Origin of the sequence: Methylobacterium sp. J-043, from assembly GCF_022829505.1 — a bacterium.
Taxonomy (GTDB): domain Bacteria; phylum Pseudomonadota; class Alphaproteobacteria; order Rhizobiales; family Beijerinckiaceae; genus Methylobacterium; species Methylobacterium extorquens_A.
Window position 1 is genome coordinate 251,340 of sequence record NZ_JAKSYB010000026.1, and the last position, 20,966, is coordinate 272,305.

Below are 20,966 nucleotides of genomic sequence, written 5' to 3' on the forward strand. Positions count from 1 at the left end.
CCCGATGCGCAGACCGGCCCTGATCGGAAGCGACGTCGCTCTCCGGCGGATCGGGGCGCGCCTCACAGGAGCTGCCCGCCGGCGAGACGGTAGCGGCCGATCGCGCTCTGGAACGCCGCCCAGCCCGAAATCGCCGGATCGCGGACGATGTAGCGGAGATAGGCCCGCTCGGCGCGGTTCAGGCGCCAGGGCGTGAGCAGGTTCCCGCACAGGCGGCGCGGCGAACGAAGCTTGAGCGTGTCGGAAGCGGCAGGGCCTCCCTCCCCCTGACGCAGGCGGCAGCCGAGGGTGACGAAGTTCAGGCCCGCCAGCATCGCCACCTCCATGTGGTACCAGAAGCGCGGGTTGCATTCGATGAAGGCGATCTCGCCATCGGGCCGGCGCCGGATATCGAAACCGATCACCCCGTCGTAGCGGAAATGCGCGACGAGCCGGCTTGCATGCGCATCGATGTCCGGAACACGGATCTCCTCCAGCTTGGTGAGGGTCCGGCGATAGGAGAACGACGCGAAGATCTTTCCGGCTTCACAGAGATAGAACGCGCTCAACTCCTCGCCCGGCACGTAGGCCTGACAGATGATCGGTGCGTAGTTGAGATGCTCGGGAAGTTCTTCGGCGGAATCGATCCGCCGCACGCCGTAGCCGCCCGACATGGCCGCCGGCTTCAGGATCAGGGGAAATCCGAAGCGGGCGAGGTCCGGATCGCGGCGCAGATCCGCCATCGTCTCGAACCGCCGCGTCAGGGGGACGGGAAGATCGAGGTCGGCGCAAACGCCGGCGAAGCGCCATTTGTCGTCGAGGGCGTCGAAGGTGTGCTGATCCGGCACGGGATAGTACGGCGCCCCGATCTCGGCGCCGTGGGCCGCCAGAAGACGCGTCGTCCGGCTGCAACTCGGGAGCACCATATCGATCTTGTGGACGGCGCAGAGCCGGCGAATATCGGCAAGATCCGATTGCCGAATATTGGCAAAATCTCCCATGAAGTCAATAAAAATCTCGCAAAATCGCGAGCGCTTCAAGAGATACGCATCATTTGCGCCCAGAACATAGACTTCATCAAAGCATTCGCCCGCACATCGCAAGACTCGATATTGGATGCGCGGGCCATTGGCTAAGACAAGCGCGCGCTTCATCACAATGCCTCATGTCCGACCAATCCCCAGACAACCAGAGAACGGACTAATATTTGATCTTCGATTGGCGGTCTTGGAGCATCTATGTTTACGCGCAATGTATCGTCAACAACCAATCGCCGGAAAACTCAACTTTTCATAATAGTTCTATACTGATGGGCGGTCCGGAAAAATCGGATTAGGACCGAATTGCCGCTTCTAGATTTTTTCGAACTCGACGAGCGGCCGGGCGATGGTCCCGTCTCAGCGCTGCGCCAGCCTCTCCAGGGTCAGCGGGTCGGGCCGTCCCTCGAAGAAAGTCGCGAGTGCGCGGGTAAAATCCGGATCGTTCGGATCGGCCTGCGCGAACAGAGTCATGGAGGAACGGAACTTCATGTCGTCGGGCGCGCCGAACAGGGCGTGGGCCGAGCGGTCCTCCCAGGCATTCGCAGCCCGCGTGCAGGTCCGCAGCCGTTCGCCGAGCATCGGGTGGGCGAGATAGGCCCGCGCCTCGGCCAGCGAGCCGATCGCATAGCGCCGGGCCATCGGGCTGGAGCCGAGCCCGGCGATCTGGGGAAAGATGAACCACATCCAGTGGCTCTGCTTGCGCCCATTCTTCAGCTCCGCGAGCGCGCCCTCGTAGAGGCCGTCCTGTGCTTCCACGAAGCGGTTCAGGTCGAACGCGTCGTCCGGCATCGTCTCTGTCCTGTGGCGTCGTCTCCGTGGCTGGGCAAACCGGGTGCGCGGACCGGCGTTCCTCAGGCAGCGGCCGCCATCGCTTCGAAGACGAGGGCATGGCGCGCGGCCAGGGCGTCGACATCGCTGCCGTAGCCGCCGCCGATCACGGCGCAGAGCGGAATCCGCTGCGCCCGCGCAAGGCCGACCACGTACCGGTCGCGGGCGAGCAATCCCGCATCGGTGAGGCAGAGGCGGCCGAGCCGGTCGTCGCGATGTGGATCGACGCCGGCATTGTAGAAAATGAGGTCCGGCGCGAAGTTCTGCACCAGCGCGGGCAGGCGCGCCTCCAGCACCGCGAGATACGCCGCATCGTCGAGCCCGTCGGGCAGGCCGATATCGAGGTCGCCGGGCACCTTGTCGTGCGGATAGTTGCGCTCGCAGTGGATCGAGAGCGTGAACAGGTCGGGCTCGCGGGTGAGACAATCGGCGGTGCCGTCGCCCTGATGCACGTCGAGATCGACGATCAGCGCCCGGGTGATCGCACCCGCGCGTCTCAGGGCGAGGGCGGCCACCGCCACGTCGTTGAACACGCAGAAGCCCGCCCCGCCGGCTCGGCGGGCGTGGTGGCTGCCGCCGGCCGTGCTGCCGGCGAGCCCGTGGCTCAGCGCAAGGCGCGCAGCGCGCAGCGTTCCCCCGGCCGAGGCGCAGGCGCGGGTGGTGACGGACTCCGTGACGGGCAGGCCGATCGCCCGCTCGATCGCCCGCGGCACCTGCGCCGCGAGCACCGCGGCGACATAGGCCGGATCGTGCGCACCCGACAGCAGGGCCGCGTCGGCGGGCTCCGGCGTGACGAAGCCGTCCGGCACGAGGCCGCGGGCGCGCAGGGTTTCGGCGAGCCGGCCGTATTTGCGCATCGGAAAGCGGTGGCCCTCCGGCAATTCGGCCTCGTAGGCCGGATGGAACACGATCGGGATCAAGGGAACGGCCCGTGACGGCGTTTGAAGTGTCACACGCCTGATAAGGCGGCGCTGCTAGGGGCGTGATGGGACGCGCCGTCGCGCCCGAAGACACCCTCGACGGGAGACGCCGCGCATGATCGCCCTGCCGGAGAGCGGCGCGCTCGCCGCCCTCGCGCTCTGCGCGGTTCTCGTCGCCGTCAACCTCGCGAGCCTCGCGGTGGCGGCCCTGCGCATCGGGCGCAAAAGTCGAGACAAGCACCATGACGAGAGCACGCCATCCGCCTTCCCGGCCGGCGCCCCCGTCTCGGTGGTGCGGCCCCTGCGCGGCCTGGAGGCATTCAGCGAAGAGACGCTGCTCGCGAGCTTCCGGCTCGATTATCCCGCCTACGAGTTGATCTTCTGCGTGGCGGAGGCCGGCGACCCGATCCTGCCGCTGCTGGAGCGAATGCGGGCGGCGCACCCGCAGACCCCGTCGCGAGTGATCCTCGGCGACGAGCGCATCGGCGGCAATCCGAAGCTCAACAACTGCGTGCGGGGCTGGGATGCCGCCCGGCACGATTGGGTGATCCTCGCCGATTCCAACGTTCTGATGCCGCCCGATTACATTCAGCAGATGCAGGCGGCGTGGCGGACCAGCAGCGGCCTCGTTTGCTCGACGCCGATCGGCGCACGTCCGGAGAACTTCTTCGCCGAAGTGGAATGCGCCTTCCTCAACACCCTGCAGGCGCGCTGGCAATATGCCGGCGAGGCGCTGGGCCTCGGCTTCGCCCAGGGTAAGAGCATGCTCTGGAACAAGCCCTTCCTCGAAGCGCAGGGCGGCATCCGCGCGCTGAACGCCGAGATCGCCGAGGACGCCGCCGCGACCAAGCTCGTGCGCGCGGCGGGCAAGCGGGTGCATCTCGTCGCCGCGCCCTTCCAGCAGCCGCTCGGTCATCGCGCCCTGTCGGAGGTCTGGTCGCGGCAGGTGCGCTGGGCGCGGCTGCGCCGGGTCACTTTCCCACTGTTCTTCGCTCCCGAGATCGGCATCGGCGCCCTGCTGCCGCTGGTGCTGACCGGCGTCGTGGCGGGGACGATGGAGGTCGCCCTCTGGCTCGTCGGGGCAGGCGTGCTCTGGTACGGGGCGGAGATCGCGCTGGCCGCACGCGCCGGCTGGCACCGCTCGCCGCGGATGCTCGCCGCCCTCCTCGTCCGCGACGCCCTTCTGCCGGCGATCTGGGCGAGTGCCTGGGCCCGCACCGCCATCGTCTGGCGCGGCAATGCCATGGACATCCGCACCCGCGACGCGGCCTCACTGGAAACGGGGCCGAGCGCCGCCTGACCGCCGCGGCCTTCATGAGGGGATGGCCGGGCGCAGCCTCCGCGCGGACATGACGCGGCGCAAGCGGGCGAATGGATGCGCCCGACCCGGCGACGGCCTGCGGCCGTGATTGCGGGCCTTTCTCGGCATCGAGCGGCATCTGCGCGTATCGCGGCGACCCATGCCGCAGCGTTCTTCGCCGCGGCGATTTCTGCCGGAATATCCTCGGCCACAGAATCCGCGTAACCCGGCGGCCATCGCCATCACTTGCGACAGCAACCCGATACCCCGAGAAACAGTTCTTACCAATCCATCATATCGCTGAATCAGAACCAACAATACGATCATTTATACTTTGAAATATTCGACACTCACGGTTCAGTTACCGAAATATCCGCGCGCCACCTATCGGGAAGAAGCCTGTTGCCAACGGGGCTTGCGACTCGCGTTGAGCGGCAGATCTGTTAAAAAAGCAGTAAGCACGCGAATTCGCCGTGTGGTCAGGGGAAACACACTGCGATGGCTTGGATGCCGTTCCGAAACGTGCTGCCGACGTCATCCGCCTCACGCGACCGGGACGCAGAGCAACAGCCGCGCAACCCGCAGCCGGCCCCTTCGCCGCGGCTGCCAAAGGCGGTCGTCCCCGACCTGATGGAGGGTGGCAGGCGCTCCCGCTCGGCGCCCGAGTCCGCTCCGACGAACCTCGACGCCATCGGCCAAAGGGACGAGGTCGTCCGGCAGCGCATCGACGCGATGCTCGGTCGCCTGGACGACCTGCGAAGCCTGCAGGACGACTTCGCGCTGATCCTGCAACCGCTGGCGAGCATCAGCAGCGAGCTGTCCAAGGCCAGCGTGCGGATTGCCGAACTTGAGAACACGCTGACCCAGGAAGTCGGCGCCAACGGCAACCTGCGCGACGAGGTGGCCGATCTCTCCGCGAAGCTGTCGCGGATGAACAGCGAACTCGCGGATTCCCAGGTTCACGCGAAGCGAACCCTGGAAAGCCTGCGCGAGCGCGATGGGGCGGTCGAGGCGCACCAGATCGATCTGCGCGACAAGGTCTCTGCGATCGAGAACCTGGAGCGCCAGCTCTTTTCCGAAGTCGAGCAGAACAAGGCGCTGACGAGCGAGAGCCGGGCACTGCGGCAGGAAGCGCAGGCCGCCGACAGCGCCCTGGCGCGTTCCGAGCACGAGCTGAACAACGTCCGCGAGCGGAACGGCCTGCTGGAGGTCGAGGGACGCCGGCTCCAGCTTCTGAGCGAGGAGCAGGCGACGCAACTCGCGGATCTGGATGCCCGCCACCGCGACCTGACGAGCACCGCCGAAGCCGACCGGCAGCGCCTGCGTATCGTCGAGACCCAACTCGCAACGGAAATCTCCGTAAGGGAGCGGAACGAGGCGCAGCACGAGACGGAGCTGTCCGCGCTCCGAAACGACCGCGCCAGCCTCGCGATGAAACTCGAAGCCGCCCTGAACCGAGCGACCTCGACGGAACAGCTGCTGGTGCAGGCTCGCAACCAGTTGCGGGACAAGGACGAGGAATTCCGTTCGGTCGATCGCAATTTCAAGGAGGCGACCATCGCGCGCAGCACGCTGGAGCGCCGCCTCGAAGCCCTGCAAGCCGACCTTTCGCGCCAGACCGAGCGGTTCCTGGAGATCCAGCGCATTCGCGGCGAACTCGACAGCCGTTGCGACATGCTCAACAAGGCTCTCGCGGCCAAGGATGCGGCGATCGAGCAGACGACGAACCGCAACGCGGTTCTGAACGACCGCATCGAGCACCTGACCCACCGGCACGAGGCCGCCCGCGCCGATCTCGACGCCTCGAACCGCAGATTGATGGAGGAATTGCAGAACGAGCGCTCGGAGCGCGCGTTGCTGCAAGGTGCCCTCGACATCGCGCGCGAAAGCCGGGTCACGCTGCAGAAGCAGCACGATGCCCTGAAACGCTCGGGCCGCCCGTGGCGGGAGCAGGTGAACGAAGAGCTCGACGAAGAGACCGCGCATGCCTCGGCCGACGAGGTGAGTAACGTTCGGCCGTTCAGCTCCACGGGCAAGTCGGCCTAATTCGCCGTTCCTCGGCAAAGAAGACTCGGAAGGACGTTTGAATGTCAGAACAGGCCGTGAAAGACGCCGCCCCTTCCTCCGGCAATTCCATTCTCATGCGGGCTTGGCAGGCCAACGTGACGCGACCGGGAGACAAGATCATCAATTTCTCGCCAGCCACCTCCGACACCGCATCCGCCTCCGACGGGGGCACGGCCTCGCTGCCGCAGCGCGACTGGGTCTCCGCGATCGACCTCGTGCAGGAGGCCGCCGAAGCGATCCGGATCAGCGAAGAGCGCGCCGTCGATCTCGAGAACCAGCTCCGCAGCGTCATCAGCCAAGCTGAGGACGAGGTGCGGCAGCTCCAGAAGACGCTCGCCTCGAACCAGCTCCTGCTGAGCCAGGCCGAGGACCGCGCCCGCCGCGCCGAGGCGCGCGCCAAGGAGGCGGAAACCTGGCTGGTCCGCATCTACGATGCGGTGTTCACGGCCTTCGGTTCGAAGAACAAGCCCGTCCCCGCGGAAACCGGCGACAGCGGTCAGGACGCGCCGTAAGGCGTGAACGCGTTCCGATGGACCTCGACAGCCCATATCCGAGCACCAGTGAGAGCGGCCTGCCGATCCGGCCCTCCGAGTGGGCCATGTTCGATCTCGATGTCAGGCTCGACGACGCATTGGGTCTGGTGAAGCAGGCTGCGGACACGATCCATGATTTGCAGCGCTGGAAGGAGATGATCGAGCCGCAGGCGATGAATCTGATCCAGAGCGTGCAGCAGGAGCGTGTCCGGTGGCAATCGGAGCGATCGGCGCTGATGAAAGAAATCAGCGAGTGCCGGCTGACGATCACCGCGACGAAGATGGCGTTGCGAACGGCGCTGTCCGAACAGGAGATCCTGTCGCAGCGCTGTCATGAGGCGAAAGCGGCGGCGGCCTCGTCCGAGACGCGCGCCTGCGCGGCGGAGGAGCTGCTCGCCTTCATCTACAAAACCTTCAACGTCGAGCTGAGCGAACATCCGGCATCAGGACGCATCGCTCACATGCCCTTCGATCCGGCCGGCCAGCGGCCCTCGCCCGAGTGACCGCCCTCGGCTCTTGGCGCGCCCCGTTGCCGGCCCAGAAGGGCTGAGCGGCGCCTGACGAGCGCCGCGGGCACGCAAGCGGCAACGCTCTTGCTTGGCCCCCTGCCCCATAGGCGCCGTTCGGACGCCGTCTTTTGGGCCGGGACCGCGGAGTTGCACGATGCCGACGCCTTCGACCACGCTCGATAAGAGCCTCAACGCCTTCCATCTCTGGGGCATCGCCGTCGGGCTCGTGATCTCGGGCGAGTATTTCGGGTGGAGCTATGGCTGGGCTCAAGCAGGCACCCTGGGCTTCCTCGTCACCACGCTGTGCGTGGCCGCGATGTATGTCGCCTTCATCTTCAGTTTCACCGAACTCACCACCGCGATCCCACAGGCCGGCGGCCCGTTCGCCTATGCGCTCCGCGCCTTCGGGCCCACGGGGGCGGCGGTGGCCGGCTACGCCACGCTGATCGAGTTCGTATTCGCGCCGCCCGCGATCTCGCTCGCCATCGGCGCCTATCTCAACGTCCAGTATCCGGGGCTCGACCCCAAGCACGCCGCGCTCGGCGCCTACCTGCTGTTCATGGGCCTCAACATCGTCGGCGTGCGCATCGCCGCCACCTTCGAGCTGTGCGTCACCGTGCTGGCGGTGGCCGAGCTTCTGGTCTTCATGGGCGTCGTCGCTCCGGCCTTCCGCCTCGACAACTTCACGGCCGGCGGCTGGGCCGGAGAGGACGCGTTCGGGCCGGCCGCCATCGGCGGCATCTTCGCCGCGATCCCCTTCGCGATCTGGTTCTTCCTCGCCATCGAGGGTGTGGCCATGGCCGCCGAAGAAGCAAAAGACCCCAAGCGCACCATCCCCATCGCCTACATCACCGGTGTGCTGACGCTCACCGCACTCGCCTTCGGGGTGATGCTGTTCGCGGGCGCCGCCGGGGATTGGAAGAGCCTGTCCGATCTCAACGATCCCCTGCCCCAGGCGATGAAGCGGGTGGTGGGCGAGTCGAGCGGCTGGCTGCACATGCTGGTCTGGCTCGGCCTGTTCGGCCTCGTCGCCTCGTTCCACGGCATCATCATGGGCTATGCCCGCCAGATCTTCGCACTCGCCCGCGCCGGCTTCCTGCCTGCCCTGTTCGCGCGGGTGCATCCGCGCTTTCAGACACCGCATATCGCGACGTTGGCCGGCGGCGCCGTCGGCATCGCCGCGATCTACAGCGACAACCTCATCAGCGTCGCCGGCCAGTCGCTCACCGCCAGCATCGTGACGATGGCGGTGTTCGGCGCGCTCACCATGTACGTGATGAGCATGGCCGCGCTGTTCCGCCTGCGCCGAGCCAAGCCGGATCTGGCCCGGCCCTATCGGGCGCCGCTCTATCCCTACGCTCCGGCCTTCGCGCTCGGGATGGCGGTCATTTGCCTCGTGGCGCTCGTTGTCTACAACCCGCTGATCTTTGCGATCTTCGCCGCGGTGATGGGTGTGGCCGTGCTGCTGGTGCGATTCGTGGCCAAGCCTGCGGCTCCGGCGACGGTTTCCACCCTCGATGCGGCGATCTAGAGCATCGGCTTGTCCGAAAGCCGGTAACCACCTTTCGGGACGATGCTCTAAGTCCGGCCCCATGAACATCGCCATCCTCGAGACCGGCCATCCGCCCGAGCGGCTCGGCGGGCGCTTTCCCTCCTACGGCGCGATGGTCGAGGCGCTGATCGGGGACGGCCACGCCTTCACGGGATTCGACGTGACGGCAGGCCGCTGGCCCGAGGCGCCGGAGGCGTTCGACGCGTTCTTCATCACCGGCTCGCCCGCCTCGGTCTACGACGCGACCCCTTGGGTCGAAGATCTGCTGGCCTTCCTGCGCGGCCTCGACCGCTCGAAAAAGCTCGTCGGCCTTTGCTTCGGACATCAGGCCTTGGCGCAGGCCTTCGGCGGACGAGTGGAGCGGTCGCAGCGCGGCTGGGGCCTGGGGCTGCACGCCTACGAGGTGGTGGAGCGCGCGCCCTTCATGGACAGCTCTGACACGATCGCCATCCCCGTAAGCCATCAGGATCAGGTCGTGGCCTTGCCGCCCGGCGTGCGGGTGCTCGCAGGCAGCAGGTTCACGCCCTACGGTGTGCTGGCCTGGAGCGACCGCCCCGTCCTCTCCTTCCAATGCCACCCGGAATTTGCCCCGGACTATGCCCGCGCGCTCACAGACGGACACCGAGCGGGGGCGAGTGACCCGGCTTTGGTTCCGACAGCTTTGGCCTCGCTGGAAGCGCCGCATGACAGCGCTCGCGTGGCCGGCTGGATCCGGCGCTTCCTGAACGCGTAAGCCTGTCCCGGCAACAATGTGGGGCGGCTGGTGCGGGTAGAGGGAATCGAACCCCCACGCCTTTCGGCTGGCGATTTTGAGTCGCCCGCGTCTACCAATTCCGCCATACCCGCGACGCACGCGCCTCTTGGCACAAGCCGGGGCGACGGGCCAGAGCGAATCTTTCCCGCATCGGATGTGACGCTCGCCTCCGTGGCGCATCTGTGCTGAAAGGGCACCGCTTGCCCCACCCCAACGAGGCCCCATGATCCGCCGGCTCTACGAGTGGATACTCGCGCTCGCCGCCAAGCCGTCCGCGCCCTGGGCGCTCGGAGCGGTGGCCTTCGCCGAGAGTTCGTTCTTCCCCGTCCCGCCGGACGCGATGCTGGTGCCAATGGCGGTGAGCCGGCCGGACCGGGTGTGGCTCTACGCGACCATCGCGACCGTCGCCTCGGTGCTCGGGGGGCTGCTCGGCTACGCCATCGGCGCGCTGCTGTTCGATTCGGTCGGGCTGTGGCTGTTCAACCTCTACGGGCTCGCCGACAAGGCCGAGACCTTCCAGGCCTCCTACGCCACCTATGGGCATTGGGTGATCCTGCTGAAGGGTCTCACCCCGATCCCCTACAAGCTCGTCACCATCACTTCGGGTTTCGCCCATTACTCGCTGTTCTGGTTCACGCTGCTCTCGGTCGTCACCCGCGGTGCGCGCTTCTTCCTGCTAGCGTGGCTGCTCGGGCGCTACGGCATCGGCATCCGCGCGGTGCTCGACCGGCACCTCAACGTGGTGGCGGGGCTGTTCGTGGCGGTCGTGATTCTCGGCTTCGTCGCCTTCAAGGTGATGCTGTGAGCCGCATCCCCCTGCGCGCCGCCGCGTCGATCGTCGCGTTCGGCGCCGCTCTGACCGTCGGCGGTGCCCTCGTGTTCGAGCACGGCCTCGGCTACGTGCCGTGCAAGCTCTGCCTGACGGAGCGGGTGCCCTACTACCTCGCTGTGCCGCTCGCGCTCGGCGCCATCCTGCTCCCGCCGCGGCTCGCGCGCTTCGTCCTCGGCCTCGTGGCCCTGGTGCTGATCTACGGCGCCGGCCTCGGCGTGTATCACGCGGGCGCGGAATGGGGGTTCTGGCCCGGCCCCAGCGATTGCGGCGGCGGGTCCGGCGCCGGACCGGCGGACGTGTCCGACTTCCTGAAGAACCTCGAAACCGTGCGGCCGGTGGATTGTACGGCCGCCGCGTGGCGCTTCCTGGGCGTCTCGCTCGCCGGCTGGAACGCGCTGATCGCTGCCGGCCTCGGCCTTCTCGCCGCTGCGGCCGCGCTCCTCGCTCAGCCGTCGAGGGGCCCGCACCAGCCGGGCAGGTAGCCGGCATCCGGCGCCTTGGCGAGGCGCAGCGCCTGCTCGAGCGCCTGGGTGAAATCCTTCTCGATCAGCTTCCGCTTCAGGTTGCGCCGCAGGTAGTCGGCCCACAGGAACTCGCTGAACGGCGTCGTGTCCTTGGCAAACCCGCCGGCCCGGCGCAGCTCACCCGCGAGGCTTCGGAACGGGTCGTCGGCAAGATCCGCGATCGCCTTCGGGACGTCGTCGAAGCCGACCCGCTTGCCGCCCGCGTCGTAGGGGTGGACCCAGGCCTTGTGGTCGGCCACCGTCCAGAAGGCATCCTTGTCGAGCTTGTGCAGGTCGGCGACCACGGTCACCAGCACGTTCTCCTCGCCCTCTTCCTGCAGGGCGCGGGCGAGGTGGTGGTGGTCGATGACGAAGTGCTTCTTCTTGGGGCCGAGCAGCACCGGGATCATATGCGAGCCGAGAAAGGCCGCCTTCTTCTCGGGATCGTGCGCCCGCCAGCGGCGGCGCTTCTCCTCCACCTCACGATAGCCCACTGTGATCTGCGTCGGGCGTAAGTCCGCAATCGGCACGGAGATGAGCAGGGGTTCGCGCGATGCCATGAAGTCTCCCGTTCGTTTCGAGCGCGCCCGGAGTCGGGCCGGATCAGACATGCCGTCCGATTCACCCTCCGAAACGCGGAAGCCGGCTTCGTACAACGTTGCAGATGGTCGGCAACGGGGCCGGCAGCTCACGGAACATCAATCGATGCGGAGCGGAACGCCTTTCGCCCGGTGCCGGACACATAAGTCAAGCCTCACATATCCGTGAGTCTGGATTTCAGCTTTCTAATCCCAAATCTGAAAGTGCCGCGGGGAAAGAGGCGGCATCGGTATTTTCATGCCGTTGTCCCGGGCACGTGTTTGCCCGAAAACACAACAGACGCGCATCGCGTTGCCGGGTGATTGTCCGGCAGACAGCCTCGTTCCGGAAGCCGGCGGCCGATTTTCGGGACGATGATCGAGCCCGGCACCAGGACCACAGGCATGTCAATCGTCCAGACCGGCAGCGAAATCTCGGCCGGCCCGCGCCCGCACGCACCTCGGCCCTTGATCGGCCTCGACCTGCTCCGGTTCGGCGCGGCCTGCCTCGTCGTGCTGTATCACCTCGCCTGCACCGCCTGGATGGTCCCGTCGAGCGAGGCGGCAGTCTTGGTCGGGCAGCCGATCCCGTTTCCGGCGCTTCTGTTTTTGAGCGCCCAGGGCTGGGTCGGTGTGCCGATGTTCTTCGTGATCTCGGGCTACGTCATCGCCTATTCCGCCTCCCACGCGAGCGCATCGCGCTTTCTCAGCGGACGAATCTTGCGCCTCGTGCCGGGCATCTGGTTTTGCGCCAGCGTCTCCTTCGGGCTCGCGCTGCTCTTCGACCCGGAGGCCAACTGGGTCCTGTTCGAGCGCTACATCCGCACCCTCGTCCTGTTTCCGGTCCCGCGCTGGATCGACGGCGTCTACTGGACGCTCGGGATCGAGATCATGTTCTACGCTCTAGTCTATGCTCTGCTGTTCCTGAACCGATTCGAACGGCTGGAACCGGTGATCCTGGCGGTGGGCGTCATCAGCGCGCTCGCGTGGTGCCTCACGGCGACGCCGCTCTGGCCCGACCTCGACCGGATCATCAGCACGCGGATCGCCAAGCTCACCCTGCTCACCCATGGCTGCCATTTCGCCATCGGCGTGCTGCTGTGGAGCGCGGTGCGCAACGGCCTGACGGCGCCACGCCTTGCCGGCCTCGCCGTCTGCCTGACGGGGGGCCTCCTGCAGATCCGCTGCGATGCCGGCTTCGTCGGCGCCCTGCTCGGCGTCGACGGGAGCCCCGCGACGCCCTGGCTCCTCTACGCCGTGTTCATGCTCCTGTTCTGCCTCTCGATCCGCGCGAACACCGCGCTGACCGACACCTTCCCCAGACTCGGGCGGCGGTTCCGCGATCTCGGCCTCGCGACCTATCCGCTCTACCTGCTGCACACCTTCGTCGGCGGCGTGGCGATGCGCTTCCTGTCCGCCTACGAACTGCCGCGGGCCGCGATCCTCGCGGGCGGCATCGGGGTGGCCATCGGAACGTCCCTCCTGGTGTCGCGGCGGGTCGAGCCGCCCTTGCGCGCCGGTCTCGGACGCGCCCTCCAGATCGTCGGCGCACGGCTCCGCAGTCGCGTGCCGACGCCCAAGGTGCTCACCCGCTGAGGAGCAACCGGCGCCGGAAGCCGGCCGCTCAGCTCTCGCCGTAGCCGCCCATGGCGCAGACCGTGGCCCATTCCGCCTCCGTCACCGGCTGCACCGAGAGGCGGGAATTGGTGACGAGGGCCATGTCCTTGAGCGCCGTCGCCGCCTTGATCGCATCGAGGGTCACCGGGCGCGGCATCGGCGCCACCGCCCTCACATCGACCATGCCGAAACGGCCGCTCTCGTCGGTGTGGTCGGGATAATAGGGCTTGATGACCTCGATGACGCCGACGACGGCCTTGCCCTCGTTGGAATGATAGAAGAAGCCGCGCTCGCCGACCTGCATCGCCTGCATCTGCTTCTTGGCGAGGTGGTTGCGCACCCCGTTCCAGAAGGTGCCGCCCTCCCCCGCTTCGACCTGCTGGTCCCAGGACCAGGTCGAGGGTTCGGACTTGAACAGCCAGTAGTAGGCCATGGCGCGGGACGGCTCCGTCGGGAAAGGCGCCCTCGCTTATCGAAAATCCGGCCGCGCTTGAAGGGCGCGCACCGCTTCGCTTTCAACCCATCGGCGGATGCTCACGCCGTCTCCGCCTTGAGTGGCCGCGAGAGCAGGCGGGTCATCGCCGCATCGACCGTCAGCGCTCCGGCGACCACAGCGGCGACGGCCTCGGCCACAGGCATCTCGACCTCCCGCGCCCTTGCGAGATCGACCAGCGCCTGCGCGGTGAAGGCGCCTTCCACGAGCTTGCCGCCTGCGGCCTCCTCGGGCGAGGCGCCCTTCCCCAGCCGCTCGCCGAAGGCGAAGTTGCGCGATTGCGGCGAGGAGGCGGTGAGCACGAGATCCCCTAAGCCCGACAGCCCCATCAGCGTCTCCGCCCGGCCGCCATAGGCACGGGCAAAGCGCATCAGCTCGGCGAAGGCGCGGGCGATCAGCGCGGCGCGGGCGCTCTCGCCGAGACCGCGGCCCGCGACGATGCCGGCAGCGATCGCGAGCACGTTCTTGCCCGCTCCGCCGACCTCGACGCCGCGCACGTCGTCCGTGTGATAGAGCCGGAAGGCCGGCCCCGAGAGCAAACCGGCCAGATGCGCCGCCAGCGCCCCGTCCGTCGCGGCGAGCGTCACCGCCGTGGGCAGGCCGCGGGCGACGTCGGTGGCGAAGCTCGGCCCCGACAGCACCGCCACCGGCGAACCAGCCGGCAGAACGTCTGTCGCCACCGCGCTCATGAAGGCGTCGCTTCCCCGCTCGATCCCCTTGGCGCAGAGCACCAGAGCGGCGCCGGGCGCCAGCGAGGGTGCGAGCGCGGCCAGCACGCCGCGCAGGGTCTGTGCCGGCACAACGAGCAGCACCGTACTGGCCTGCCCCAGCGCGGCGGCCTCGGCCGTGGCGCGCACGCCCGGATGCAGGACGACACCGGGCAGGTAACGCGCGTTGGCGCGGGCCTGCTCCATCTGCGCCGCGGCTTCCGGATCGCGCATCCAGAGCGTGACCGGGCGTCCGGCCGCGGCGGCAGCGTTGGCCAAGGCCGTGCCCCAGGATCCGCCGCCGACGACGGCGACGCTCTCGTCCTGCCGCTGTGTGCCTGACTTCATGTCTGCCTCCACCGGGAACTCGCTGCGGACCCGCTGCCACATCGTCAGGTCCGCGATAACGACCTGTCGGCGCAAGAGCGAGCACCGATGCGCGATCGTCCGGTGGCGGGGCTCCATCCCACCGGAATGCACCCGCTCGACGGCGTCGAAAGCGAACCTCGGAACTGAACCGTGACAGCCGCGACCGGCCGCAGAGTTTGGTGCTGTGTCCGAGGCCGGAAGATCTTTGTCATACAACCTCAAGCAAGGCCGGCATTCATCCTCGCGGGTTGCGTGAACTCAATCCTTGTGTCCAAGTTCCATATGTCTGCCGGCTCGATTTCCATCAATGCATGATTTCAGCAGACCCGAATTTAGTCAAAATTTATATTCATTCATCGAATGACCCTCAAATCCACGTGATTGTCAATTTTTACACGCTTCGTATCAGCACGCACTGGGTATAATTTGCGATATTAACTTTCAATTAAACAGTTTATGTCAAAAGTCTTTCATCCGGCCACGTCATGCCTGGAGCGCATAGCCTTGGCAATCTTCCACTCTGAGCAGAATTCCATCCTTGCTGCTGTCGACCGTGCTCAAGGTCGCATCGAGTTCTCGATGAACGGCACCATCACGGATGCGAACGCCAACTTCCTCACCCTTGTGGGCTACACTCTCGACGAGGTGCTCGGTCGCCCGCACGCGATGTTGATCCCGCCGGAGCAGCGCGAGAGTTCGGAATACAAAGCATTCTGGGAGTCTTTGCGCCGCGGCGAGCTCCAAGCCCGCGAGTTCCGCCGCATCGGGAAGAACGGCCGCTCGATCTGGATTCAGGCCTCCTACAACCCGATTTTCGACCGACGCGGGCAGCCCTACAAGGTGGTGAAACTCGCCACCGACATCACGGCCCAGACCGAGCGCAACGCGAGTTATGAGGGGCAGATCGCCGCGATCAACCGGTCTCAGGCGGTGATCCATTTCGGGCTCGACGGCACGATCACGGATGCCAACGCGAACTTCCTCGATGCGCTGGGTTACCGGCTGGACGAGATCCGCGGCCGGCATCACAGCCTCTTCGTCGATCCCGAGGAAGTGAAGGGCGCGGCCTATGCCGAGTTCTGGCGGTCGCTCGCGAATGGCACCTATCAGGCCGGCGAGTTCCGGCGGCTCGCCAAGGGCGGGCGCGAGATCTGGATCTACGGCACCTACAATCCGGTTCTCGACGGCGAAGGGCGTCCCTGCGCCGTGGTGAAGTTCGCCAACGACGTCACCCAAGCCGTGGCCGACCGTATTCGGCGCGCGAACGGGCAGCGTGCCATCGAGTCCGATCTCGGCACCATCACCGGTGCGATGTCGCATGTCAGCCGTCAGGCCACCGACACGGCGGCCGCGGTCGCCGTCACCTCCGACAACGTCCAATCGGTTGCCGCGGGCGCCGAGGAATTCGCGGCTTCGATCGCGGAGTTGAGCCGTCACGCCTCGCAGGCCAAGGCCGCCGCCGACGCGGCCGTGAGCCGCGCCGAAGAGGCCGGCGGAATTGTGAGCGGACTGACCGCCACCGCCGAACGCATCGGCGAAGTCGTCTCCGTGATCCGCTCGATCGCCGACCAGACCAACCTACTTGCCCTGAACGCCACCATCGAGGCGGCCCGCGCCGGAGCGGCTGGCCGCGGCTTCGCGGTGGTCGCCACCGAGGTGAAGGCGCTGGCGAGCCAATCCTCGCGCGCCACGGAGGATATCGGTCAGCAGATCGCCGCCGTGCAGGATTCCTCGGCCCGGGCCGTCGAGGCGATCCGTGCCATCGTCTCGACCATCACGGATCTCAGCGAGATCTCGATGAGCGTCTCCTCTGCCGTGACCGAGCAGGCCGCGGTCACGCAGGAGATCGCGAGCAACATGCAGACCGCGGCGCGCAGCGTGGACGCCGTGCGCCGCAACGCCGACGGCATCGCGCAGGCTGCGAACGAGGTCGATCTCTCCGTGCAGAAGGTCACCGCCTCCGCCCGCGCGCTCGTCTGATCCGGGAAAGCCGGCCTCAGGCGGCCGGGGCGGCCTCGGCGAAGGGCCAGCGGGCGCGGGCCGGCACGGTGAGATCGTCGACGAGGCCGAGGCGGAGGCGCTCCAGCCCGGCCCAGGCGATCATCGCGCCGTTGTCGCCGCACAGCGGTAGCGGCGGCGCGACGAAGCTCATTCCCACTTCGCCGGCCTGCGCGGCGAGCGCCCGGCGGATCGCTCCGTTGGCTGCTACGCCGCCTGCCGCGACCAGAGCCGTCGGATGCCCGGCGACACCGGCGAAGGCGCGCAGGGCCACGCGCACGCGGTCCACGATCACGTCCACCACCGCCGCCTGGAAGCTCGCGCAGAGATCGGCCACGTCCTGCGAGGCCAGCGGCTCGAGCCGCTCGGCCTCGATGCGCAGGGCCGTCTTGAGGCCCGACAGCGAGAAATCCGCCTGCCGCCGCCCGATCATCGGCCGGGGCAGCGCGAACCGCTCCGGATTGCCGCTCAGCGCCTGCCGCTCCACCTCGGGGCCGCCGGGATAGCCCAGCCCCAAAAGCTTGGCGACCTTGTCGAAGGCCTCGCCGATGGCATCGTCGATGGTGGTGCCGAGCCTGACGTAATCGCCCACTCCCTTCACCGCGACGAGCTGCGTGTGCCCGCCGGAAGCGAGCAGCAGCAGATAGGGGAAAGCGAGCCCGTCGGTGAGCCGCGGCGTCAGCGCGTGCGCTTCGAGATGGTTGACCGCCAGCAGCGGCTTGCGCGCGACGAGGGCCAGGGTCTTGGCCGTGACGAGGCCGATCAGCACACCGCCGATCAGGCCGGGCCCGGCAGCGACTGCGATCCCGTCGATCTCCTTCAGCGTCGTCCCCGCCCGCTGGAGCGCCCGGGCGATCAGCCGATCGAGCACCTCGACATGGGCGCGGGCGGCGATCTCGGGCACGACGCCGCCATAGGCCGCGTGCTCGGCGATCTGGCTCAGCACCTCGTTGGCGAGGATGTGTCCGCGCTCGCCCTCACCGAGGGTCACGACGGCGGCGGCAGTCTCGTCGCAGGTGGTCTCGATGCCGAGGATCTTCATGAGGGTCACGCTGACGTCCACGCACCGTTGCGTGCCGGGGACCGGCCCGCCTACTCCATGTCTCGCGAAAGCTCGGTCATACCGGTCGCGGCAACACGTCTACGACGAAACCGCCGACGGATACAGGTGAAGCTCAACGCCGACGGATGCTGTGGATGGCGTGAGGGAGAAGGGCGCATGCGGATCTGGGTGTCGCGGCCTGAGCCGGGCGCAAGCCGCACGGCACGGCGGCTGGCCGAACTCGGCCATGCGGCGCTGGTGGCGCCCGTGCTGCGGATCGCCCCGAGCGACGGGCCGCTACCCACCGGTCGGTTCGACGGGTTGATCCTGACGAGCGCCAATGCCGCCGCGCCGCTCGCCGCAGCCGGTCTTCCCGAGGCACCGGTCTTCGCCGTCGGGACCCGCACCGCCGAGCGGGCGGCACGGGCGGGCCTGCGCTCCGTGCACTGTGCCGACGGGGACGCCGTCAGCCTGGCTCGGCTCGTCGCAGCCCAGGTGAGGCCGGGCGGCACCCTCCTCCACGCGGCCGGCGAGGACCGCAAGGCCGAGCCCGCCGCGAGCCTCACGGCCGCGGGCTACCGCGTCACGACCTGGACGGCCTACGCAGCTGTGGCCGAGGCGACTCTGCCGGAACCGGCGGCACGGGCACTGATGGGACGGGACGGCGCGCCGCCCCTCGTCGCGGCGCTGCATTTTTCGCGACGGAGCGCCGAAATCGCGGTGCATTTGTCCGGCAAAGCCGGTCTGAGCGGAGCGTTTCGGGCGCTGGCGCATTACTGCCTGTCCCCCGATGTGGCCTTGGGACTGGTCGAGCTCGGCGTCGCGGCCCATTTTGTAGCGGCGCGCCCGAGCGAGGAGGCTCTCCTTGCCGGTCTCGCGGCTTCGGACTGAACGGCCTCGTCGCGCCTGCGTGATGGGGACGCGAGAGCGTGTCGGAGCGTCGGAGATGGAACCCGGGAAGCGGTTCCGATGGATGACGGCGCCGGTTCGCTCTTCTATGGGGGCACACTGCGCCGGTGCGGCGGCTGAATGGAGCGAACGCCCGTGACTTCACCCAAGGACGGCGCCAGGGATGGTGCCAAGTCGCCGGAGCCAGGCAAGTCGCCGGAGCAGGCCAGGGAAGCGGCCAAGGACGTGACGAAGGATTCGTCCCGGCCCGCCGACAAGGCGATGGGCAAGCCGGCCGAGCCGTCCGCAGCGGTCTCCACCACGAAGGTCGAGCCGGCCAAGTCGGGTCTGGCCGCGTCGGAGCCGGTCAAGTCCGAGCCCGCAAAGCCGGGGCCGACCGGCAGCAGCGCCCTGCCCGGTGGCAATGCGACCGGCTCGTCCGCGCGCCTACAAGACGTTCGCGCAGATGCGCCGTCGAAGCCGGGTGCCACCGGCAGCAGCGCGGTCCCTCCCTCGACCGCCGCCTCGATCAGCGCAGGAACGATGTTCAACAAGCCCACGGAGCCCGGAAAGCCGTCCGGCGCTGCTGCCGTTGCCTCCGGCACACCGGCAGGTGCTGCACCGTTGAAGCCGGGGGCCACCGGCAGCAGCGCGATTCCGCCGAATCCGGCCGAGGCCAAGACCGCCGATGCCAAGCCGGACGTGCCCGCCAAGGCCGGCACCACCGGCAGCAGCGCGGTCAAGCCGGAGGCTCCGACCTCCGGAAATGCCACCGCCGGCAGCGCCAAGCCGGATGCGGCCTCCGGAGCCAAGCCGGGAGCAGCGCCGGGTGCCACGCGGGTGACGGAGACGGCCTCGCTGACCGATGGCCCGATCCTCGACCTCAAGGCCAAGCGCCTCTCCGACGCGGCGGACGCCACCAAGCCGGGCGCGAAGCCCGAGCCCGGCAAGGAGAGCGTGGGCACATCCGCTTCAGCCAAGGATGCAGCCAAGGATGCAGCCAAGGAACCGTCGAAGGAAACCGCGAAGGCCGCACCGGCCCGCGGTGGCGCGGGCTTCGGCTCCATGGCCGCCTCGGGCTTGCTGGGCGGCCTGATTGGTGCCGGCCTTCTCTACGGCGTCACCACCTATCAGCGGGGCGCCGATCCGCGCCTCGCGACCCTCGACAAATCCCTGGCGGGCCTGGCCACGAAGGATGCCGTGGCGGGTCTCGACAAGCGCCTCGCTGCCAACGAGCAAGCGCTCAAGCCCCTGCCCGACGCGGTCGCCCGGGCGGAAACTGCGGCCAAGACCGCCGCCGACCGCGCCAACGAAGCGGTGCAGAAGGCGGGCACCGTCCCTGCCAATGCGCCTTCGGCCGACGGTTCGGCCCCGGCGCCGGCCATCCCCGCCGACATTACGGCCCGTCTCGATGCCCTCGACCAGCGCGTCTCGGCGCTGCAGGAAGAGCCCGGCCGCGACGGCACGGCCGAGGTGAAGACCGCGCAGACGGTGGATCCGGCCGCCCTCGCCGCTCTCGACGATCGGCTCAAGGCACTCGAAGCGAACGGCACCAAGAGCGCCTCTTCCGATCTCTCGGACAAGATCACGGCGCTGCAGGCGGACCTCGCGTCCCGTGCCAAGGCGGACGAAGCGGCCGAGGCCGCCCTCGGCAAGCGCGTGGACGAGGTGCAGAAGGCGCTGGACGGTCGCATCGCCGCCGCGACCCAGACCGTGCAGGAGGCGACGCAGGCGAGCAAGCAGGCCGCCGACGCCGCGCAGAGCCGCGCCGACGAAGCCGTGAAGGGCCTGGAGCGCAAGCTTCAGGAACAGTCGGACCGGATCGCGGGCCTCGACAAGGCGGTCGATCAGAGCGCTAAGCAATCCACGGTGCAGTCGGCCCTTCGCATCGTCGCGGCCGACCGGATCACCTCGGCACTTGAGGCGGGCCAACCCTACCCGGATGCGCTCGCCAGCCTACGCAACCTCGAACCGGCGGATTCCAAGCGCCTCGACGCGCTCGGCCCCTTCGCCGACAAGGGCGCGCCGACCGCGGCAAGTCTTGCGGCCGAGTTCCGCCGGATCTCCGAGAAGATCGCCGAGGCCAAGCGCGCGGCCCAGGCCAAGTCCGTCGCCGAGACCGGCAGCGTGGGCGATCGTCTGATGAACATGGCGAGTTCCCTGGTGCAGGTGAAGCGCGCCGACGAACCCGCCGCGGGCGGCCCCCAGGCCGCGACCGGCGGCACGGCGTCGACCGCGCAGGTTCAGGCGGCGCTCGACCGTGGCGACCTCGCCGAGGCGGCCAAGGCCTACGCCGCCCTGCCCGAGGAGGCGCGGGCGCAGGGTGGCGATTTCGGAACGCGGCTCGCGGCGCGCACCGAGGCGGGCCGCGCGGCACAGACGCTGCTGGCCGATGCCTTCACCGGCCTGCCGCCGGCACGCTGACGGCCAGGACCGGCCTCAATGACGACGAACCTG

19 protein-coding genes and 1 tRNA gene are annotated in these 20,966 nt (G+C 68.2%); 12 read left to right on the forward strand and 8 right to left on the reverse strand.

The genetic code is table 11. The features are described 5' to 3' along the window. Positions 1–62 precede the first annotated feature (62 nt). The 3 genes from MKK50_RS03630 to MKK50_RS03640 form a co-directional block, all read right to left on the reverse strand. Positions 63–1,133, reverse strand: a complete 1,071-nt coding sequence (locus MKK50_RS03630) for an ATP-grasp domain-containing protein (RefSeq protein ID WP_499020483.1) — start codon at positions 1,131–1,133, stop codon at positions 63–65. A gap of 243 nt (positions 1,134–1,376) precedes the next feature. Further along, positions 1,377–1,808: a DUF1810 domain-containing protein gene (locus tag MKK50_RS03635; RefSeq protein WP_499020433.1), complete on the reverse strand. Its 432-nt coding sequence runs from the start codon at positions 1,806–1,808 to the stop codon at positions 1,377–1,379. Between the two features lie 62 nt (positions 1,809–1,870). Then, complete coding sequence (locus MKK50_RS03640; protein WP_499020435.1) at positions 1,871–2,767, reverse strand: histone deacetylase family protein; 897 nt, start codon at positions 2,765–2,767, stop codon at positions 1,871–1,873. 115 nt (positions 2,768–2,882) lie between these two features. Between MKK50_RS03640 and MKK50_RS03645 the strand changes: the two genes are divergently transcribed. From MKK50_RS03645 to MKK50_RS03670, 6 genes are all read left to right on the forward strand, one after another. Then, positions 2,883–4,067: a ceramide glucosyltransferase gene (locus tag MKK50_RS03645; protein WP_499020436.1), complete on the forward strand. Its 1,185-nt coding sequence runs from the start codon at positions 2,883–2,885 to the stop codon at positions 4,065–4,067. Between the two features lie 507 nt (positions 4,068–4,574). Continuing rightward, complete coding sequence (locus tag MKK50_RS03650; protein WP_499020438.1) at positions 4,575–6,113, forward strand: chromosome partitioning protein ParA; 1,539 nt, start codon at positions 4,575–4,577, stop codon at positions 6,111–6,113. 41 nt (positions 6,114–6,154) lie between these two features. Then, on the forward strand, positions 6,155–6,646 hold the full coding sequence (locus MKK50_RS03655) for a hypothetical protein (protein ID WP_499020439.1): 492 nt from the start codon (positions 6,155–6,157) through the stop codon (positions 6,644–6,646). A 17-nt stretch (positions 6,647–6,663) separates the two neighbouring features. Continuing rightward, a complete protein-coding gene (locus tag MKK50_RS03660; protein WP_499020441.1) occupies positions 6,664–7,170 on the forward strand; it encodes a hypothetical protein in 507 nt (168 codons plus the stop codon). A 160-nt stretch (positions 7,171–7,330) separates the two neighbouring features. Then, the gene (gene eat / locus MKK50_RS03665; RefSeq protein ID WP_499020443.1) at positions 7,331–8,707 is read left to right on the forward strand and encodes an ethanolamine permease; all 1,377 of its coding nucleotides are present in this window, start codon (positions 7,331–7,333) and stop codon (positions 8,705–8,707) included. A gap of 61 nt (positions 8,708–8,768) precedes the next feature. Then, the gene (locus tag MKK50_RS03670) at positions 8,769–9,461 is read left to right on the forward strand and encodes a glutamine amidotransferase-related protein (protein WP_499020444.1); all 693 of its coding nucleotides are present in this window, start codon (positions 8,769–8,771) and stop codon (positions 9,459–9,461) included. A gap of 28 nt (positions 9,462–9,489) precedes the next feature. Here MKK50_RS03670 and MKK50_RS03675 read toward each other — a convergent pair. Continuing rightward, positions 9,490–9,574, reverse strand: a tRNA-Leu gene (locus MKK50_RS03675). 131 nt (positions 9,575–9,705) lie between these two features. On the opposite strand from MKK50_RS03675, the gene MKK50_RS03680 reads away from it, so the two are divergent. Continuing rightward, positions 9,706–10,287 carry a YqaA family protein gene (locus tag MKK50_RS03680; RefSeq protein WP_253367374.1) on the forward strand — a complete coding sequence of 194 codons (582 nt, stop codon included), beginning with the start codon at positions 9,706–9,708 and terminating at the stop codon, positions 10,285–10,287. Continuing rightward, positions 10,284–10,796, forward strand: a complete 513-nt coding sequence (locus MKK50_RS03685) for a disulfide bond formation protein B (protein ID WP_499020446.1) — start codon at positions 10,284–10,286, stop codon at positions 10,794–10,796. The genes MKK50_RS03680 and MKK50_RS03685 overlap by 4 nt, the downstream gene beginning before the upstream one ends. Here MKK50_RS03685 and MKK50_RS03690 read toward each other — a convergent pair. Further along, entirely contained in the window at positions 10,760–11,377 is a 618-nt protein-coding gene (locus MKK50_RS03690) for a ParB-like protein (protein ID WP_499020447.1), read from the reverse strand. The two genes, MKK50_RS03685 and MKK50_RS03690, sit on opposite strands and share 37 nt — an antisense overlap. A gap of 423 nt (positions 11,378–11,800) precedes the next feature. Here MKK50_RS03690 and MKK50_RS03695 point away from each other — a divergent pair, with 423 nt between their 5' ends. After that, positions 11,801–12,991: an acyltransferase family protein gene (locus MKK50_RS03695; RefSeq protein WP_499020449.1), complete on the forward strand. Its 1,191-nt coding sequence runs from the start codon at positions 11,801–11,803 to the stop codon at positions 12,989–12,991. 28 nt (positions 12,992–13,019) lie between these two features. On the opposite strand, the gene MKK50_RS03700 is transcribed toward MKK50_RS03695, so the two are convergent. Together MKK50_RS03700 and MKK50_RS03705 are read right to left on the reverse strand one after the other, a co-directional pair. Further along, positions 13,020–13,445 carry an EVE domain-containing protein gene (locus MKK50_RS03700; RefSeq protein ID WP_499020451.1) on the reverse strand — a complete coding sequence of 142 codons (426 nt, stop codon included), beginning with the start codon at positions 13,443–13,445 and terminating at the stop codon, positions 13,020–13,022. Between the two features lie 101 nt (positions 13,446–13,546). Beyond that, positions 13,547–14,560, reverse strand: coding sequence for an NAD(P)H-dependent glycerol-3-phosphate dehydrogenase (locus MKK50_RS03705; RefSeq protein ID WP_499020453.1), 1,014 nt, complete (start codon positions 14,558–14,560; stop codon positions 13,547–13,549). A 525-nt stretch (positions 14,561–15,085) separates the two neighbouring features. Here MKK50_RS03705 and MKK50_RS03710 point away from each other — a divergent pair. Beyond that, the gene (locus MKK50_RS03710; RefSeq protein WP_499020454.1) at positions 15,086–16,561 is read left to right on the forward strand and encodes a methyl-accepting chemotaxis protein; all 1,476 of its coding nucleotides are present in this window, start codon (positions 15,086–15,088) and stop codon (positions 16,559–16,561) included. A gap of 16 nt (positions 16,562–16,577) precedes the next feature. Here the strand turns inward: MKK50_RS03710 and tsaD are convergent, their stop codons facing one another. Beyond that, on the reverse strand, positions 16,578–17,621 hold the full coding sequence (gene tsaD, locus MKK50_RS03715; protein ID WP_499020485.1) for a tRNA (adenosine(37)-N6)-threonylcarbamoyltransferase complex transferase subunit TsaD: 1,044 nt from the start codon (positions 17,619–17,621) through the stop codon (positions 16,578–16,580). 177 nt (positions 17,622–17,798) lie between these two features. Here tsaD and MKK50_RS03720 point away from each other — a divergent pair, with 177 nt between their 5' ends. Both MKK50_RS03720 and MKK50_RS03725 read left to right on the forward strand, forming a co-directional pair. Then, the gene (locus MKK50_RS03720; RefSeq protein ID WP_499020455.1) at positions 17,799–18,512 is read left to right on the forward strand and encodes a uroporphyrinogen-III synthase; all 714 of its coding nucleotides are present in this window, start codon (positions 17,799–17,801) and stop codon (positions 18,510–18,512) included. A 153-nt stretch (positions 18,513–18,665) separates the two neighbouring features. Next, positions 18,666–20,933: a COG4223 family protein gene (locus tag MKK50_RS03725; RefSeq protein WP_499020457.1), complete on the forward strand. Its 2,268-nt coding sequence runs from the start codon at positions 18,666–18,668 to the stop codon at positions 20,931–20,933. Positions 20,934–20,966: the final 33 nt, after the last annotated feature.